The sequence below is a fragment of the Escherichia sp. KCJ4928 genome (assembly GCF_004352695.1).
In the GTDB taxonomy this organism is placed as follows: Bacteria; Pseudomonadota; Gammaproteobacteria; order Enterobacterales; family Enterobacteriaceae; genus ECMA0423.
On sequence record NZ_SJWV01000278.1, the window covers coordinates 1 to 3656 of the forward strand.

Sequence of the window (3656 nt, forward strand, 5' to 3'; positions counted from 1 at the left end):
TTTATATATTGTCGCTGTTTATCTATTTAAATTTTTTGTGCTTTTGTTTTTGTCTTTACCCTCCGTTTTGGTAATCTGAACGCATAGGTTATTTGACCAGGAATGTTTGTTAATCCAATGAATGGATGGTTAATCTATGAAACTGAAAAAACTCTCCGGGTTTAGTTTGGGACTTATTGCTCTGGCGGTGGGTAATGCATATGCTGAACAGTTTATTCAGCACGATGAATATAAACATGCTGTGGCAATAAAAGATGGAAAAGTAAAAGATATTGATAATGCGCTAGTTATAACAACGGGTAATGGAAGTTACGGGTATCCGTTGCAGGAGAGGGTAGCAAGTTAACCATTAACAATGGCGTCATTGTAACAACGGGCGGTTTATATCCTTCTGACAATAGTCCTCTAAGCACAGCATTAACAGCTAGCGCAATCGTAAGTGAATTTGGCGGTGCTGTTATTTTGCAGGGTAAAAACACGATTGTCATAACGGGGGATTACTCAATTGGTTTGCTAAGTCAAACGAGTGGAAACCTGAATACTGACACCATAATAAGAGTCAACTCTGACGGTTCGGTTACCCCCTCTTTTTCTGACGGAGATGATACATTTATTGTTACTGCGGGTAATCACGCAGTCGGCGTTCTTGCGTGTGCATCTCCCGGAAGCGCGCGTGCGTGTGTATCTTCTCTTGATGAAGAAAGTACTACCGATACAGGAAGTAATGAAAATAATGCCATAGCAAAACTGGATATGGCAAAAGGGGAGATCACAACCCACGGAACAGAAAGTTATGCCGCGTACGCTAATGGCACTGTCGTCAAGGCTGGTGACACGCTTGATTATACCAATGCCAGCGTTACATTAACCGATGTTGATATCACCACGCATGGGGACAATGCTCATGCCATCGCTGCCCGCCAGGGGACAGTTTCATTTAACCAGGGAGAAATTTATACAACGGGTCCTGACGCCGCGACTGCTAAAATTTATAATGGCGGCACGGTGACGCTGAAAAATACATCTGCAGTCGCGCATCAGGGGTCTGGAATTGTGCTGGAGTCTTCCATAAATGGTCAGGAAGCAACGGTAGATATTTTATCTGGTAGCTCACTACGGTCAGCAAATGAAATCCTCTACCATAAAAATGAGACGAGTAACGTGACCATTACGGATAGTGAGGTATCATCGGCTGCAGATGTTTTTATCAATAATATTAAAGGTCATTTGACCGTCGATGCAACTAATTCAAAAATAACGGGTTCAGCTAATATTTCAACAGATGTTAACACTCATACCTATCTGTCGCTTTCAGATAATAGTACCTGGGATATTAAAGCTGACTCAACGGTGAGCAACCTCACGGTTGATAATAGTACGGTCTATATTTCCCGGGCAGATGGACGGGATGTCGAACCAACAAGATTAACAATAACTGAAAATTACGTTGGTAATAATGGCGTATTGCATCTCAGAACTGAATTGGGTGATGATAATTCAGCTACGGATAAAGTCGTTATTGATGGAAATACCTCTGGAACAACCCGAGTTAAAGTTACCAATGCAGGAGGCAGCGGAGCTTACACGTTAAATGGGATAGAGATTATCAGCGTTGAGGGGGAATCAAATGGGGAATTTATTAAGGATTCGAGGATTTTCGCCGGTGCCTACGAATATTCATTAACCCGAGGTAATACCGAAGCGACCAATAAAAACTGGTATCTGACTAACTTCCAGGCAACGAGCGGCGGTGAAACAAACTCCGGAGGAAGTTCAGCGCCTACTGTTGCGCCTACCCCCGTCCTGCGCCTCGAAGCTGGAAGTTACGTCGCCAACCTGGCAGCCGCTAACACTCTTTTTGTTATGCGTCTGAACGACCGTGCGGGTGAAATGCGCTACATCGATCCTGTAACTGAACAGGAGCGTTCAAGCCGACTTTGGCTACGTCAAATTGGCGGGCATAATGCCTGGCGTGACAGCAACGGACAGTTGAGAACGACCTCGCATCGCTACGTCTCGCAGTTAGGGGCCGAGCTGTTAACCGGTGGTTTTACCGACAGTGACAGTTGGCGTTTGGGAGTGATGGCTGGTTATGCCCGCGACTACAACTCAACTCATTCCAGCGTGTCGGATTATCGTTCGAAAGGGAGTGTCAGAGGCTATTGCGCAGGGCTGTATGCCACTTGGTTTGCCGATGACATCAGTAAAAAAGGCGCATACATTGACGCCTGGGCGCAATATAGCTGGTTTAAAAACTCGGTGAAAGGGGATGAATTAGCCTATGAATCCTATAGTGCGAAAGGCGCAACCGTCTCGCTGGAAGCGGGTTACGGCTTTGCCCTGAATAAATCCTTTGGTCTGGAAGCGGCGAAATACACGTGGATATTCCAGCCACAGGCACAGGCTATCTGGATGGGCGTCGATCATAATGCGCACACCGAAGCCAATGGCTCACGTATTGAGAATGACGCAAATAACAACATCCAGACCCGACTTGGTTTCCGCACCTTTATTCGTACTCAGGAGAAAAACAGCGGTCCGCACGGTGACGACTTTGAACCTTTTGTTGAAATGAACTGGATCCATAACAGTAAAGATTTTGCTGTCTCAATGAACGGTGTGAAAGTCGAACAAGATGGGGCGAGTAATTTGGGGGAAATTAAACTTGGCGTAAATGGCAACCTGAATCCAGCGGCCAGCGTCTGGGGGAATGTGGGCGTGCAGCTGGGTGATAATGGCTACAATGACACCGCAGTGATGGTGGGCCTGAAATATAAGTTCTGATCCCGCCGTTAGCTAAAAAACCGCGTCGTATTCATCGACGCGGTACATATGAAATATTATTTTTTGCCGATAGCACGCATGGTGTCATCAATTGCCGTGATCAACAGCATTTGCGGGTCTTTAGCGCAAACCTGATTCAGTTTTTCTACCACTTTGGCGCTCAGTTCCGGAGATTGCTCAATTTTTAAATCACGGCTGGCAACGCTGGCATTACCCATTACCGCAACAATTTCTGCAACCTGTGCGCTGTCAGTTTTTGCCATTTCGTTGGCTTCTGCGCAAGTAATATAGGTTTCTGACGGCAAACCGTTTTTAATATTGTAGTCCTGCGCCCAGGTCATTGGTGCGAAAACAAACAGGCCCGCCAGTAAAGCAAATTTTTTCATCATCATTCCTTATTTCATTTTACCCAGAATTGCACCACCCGTACCGCCAATCACGGCACCTTTAATCGCCCCTTCGAGGCCATTGCCGGTCAGAACGCCAGTGACAGCACCAACGGCGGCACCTACTTTTGCACCTTTACGCGCATTTTTACCGTCGCGGCCTTTTTCTGTTACTGCACCAACACCAGCGCCAACAGCTGCACCTTTCAGTACGCCATTAACACCATTGCCAGTAAGTAAACCAACGCCTGCGCCTAGCAATGCACCTTTCGTGGTGCGATTCATATCCGCCATCGCTGGCGTGGAGCAGAACAATGCTGAGATAAGCCCGAAGGCAAGTATTTTTTTCTTCAACTTAGATGTCCGGTATTAAGTAAGTTGCACACACAATAATTTCGTCTTCAATTAAGATCTGCTTAACTAAAGAACGCTCGCTATTATTCAGATAATTCAAAATGAGCGTGGCTGTGATGATAGGAATTATGT

5 protein-coding genes are annotated in these 3656 nt (G+C 45.9%); 2 read left to right on the forward strand and 3 right to left on the reverse strand.

Annotation, left to right across the window (positions count from 1 at the left end):
- The first annotated feature begins 136 nt into the window (after positions 1 to 136).
- Together E0D98_RS28560 and E0D98_RS22330 are read left to right on the forward strand one after the other, a co-directional pair.
- Positions 137 to 346, forward strand: coding sequence for a hypothetical protein (locus E0D98_RS28560; RefSeq protein WP_001297677.1), 210 nt, complete (start codon positions 137 to 139; stop codon positions 344 to 346).
- A 116-nt stretch (positions 347 to 462) separates the two neighbouring features.
- Positions 463 to 2784 (forward strand): autotransporter outer membrane beta-barrel domain-containing protein, encoded by a 2322-nt coding sequence (locus tag E0D98_RS22330; RefSeq protein ID WP_001297680.1) that lies wholly within the window; start codon positions 463 to 465, stop codon positions 2782 to 2784.
- Positions 2785 to 2840: 56 nt separating this feature from the next.
- On the opposite strand, the gene E0D98_RS22335 is transcribed toward E0D98_RS22330, so the two are convergent.
- From E0D98_RS22335 to ymgI, 3 genes are all read right to left on the reverse strand, one after another.
- Positions 2841 to 3176, reverse strand: a complete 336-nt coding sequence (locus tag E0D98_RS22335) for a YmgD family protein (RefSeq protein WP_000979977.1) — start codon at positions 3174 to 3176, stop codon at positions 2841 to 2843.
- A gap of 3 nt (positions 3177 to 3179) precedes the next feature.
- Positions 3180 to 3524, reverse strand: coding sequence for a YMGG-like glycine zipper-containing protein (locus tag E0D98_RS22340; RefSeq protein WP_000726974.1), 345 nt, complete (start codon positions 3522 to 3524; stop codon positions 3180 to 3182).
- A gap of 1 nt (position 3525) precedes the next feature.
- Positions 3526 to 3656: protein YmgI (gene ymgI / locus E0D98_RS22345; RefSeq protein ID WP_131891046.1), on the reverse strand; the 131-nt coding region annotated here is incomplete at its 5' end.

What these genes read in the sequence shown, in the direction of transcription:
- E0D98_RS28560 (WP_001297677.1), top strand. Translation starts at nt 137, where the DNA reads ATGAAACTGAAAAAACTCTCCGGGTTTAGTTTGGGACTTATTGCTCTG.
- E0D98_RS22335 (WP_000979977.1), bottom strand. Translation starts at nt 3,176, where the DNA reads ATGATGATGAAAAAATTTGCTTTACTGGCGGGCCTGTTTGTTTTCGCA.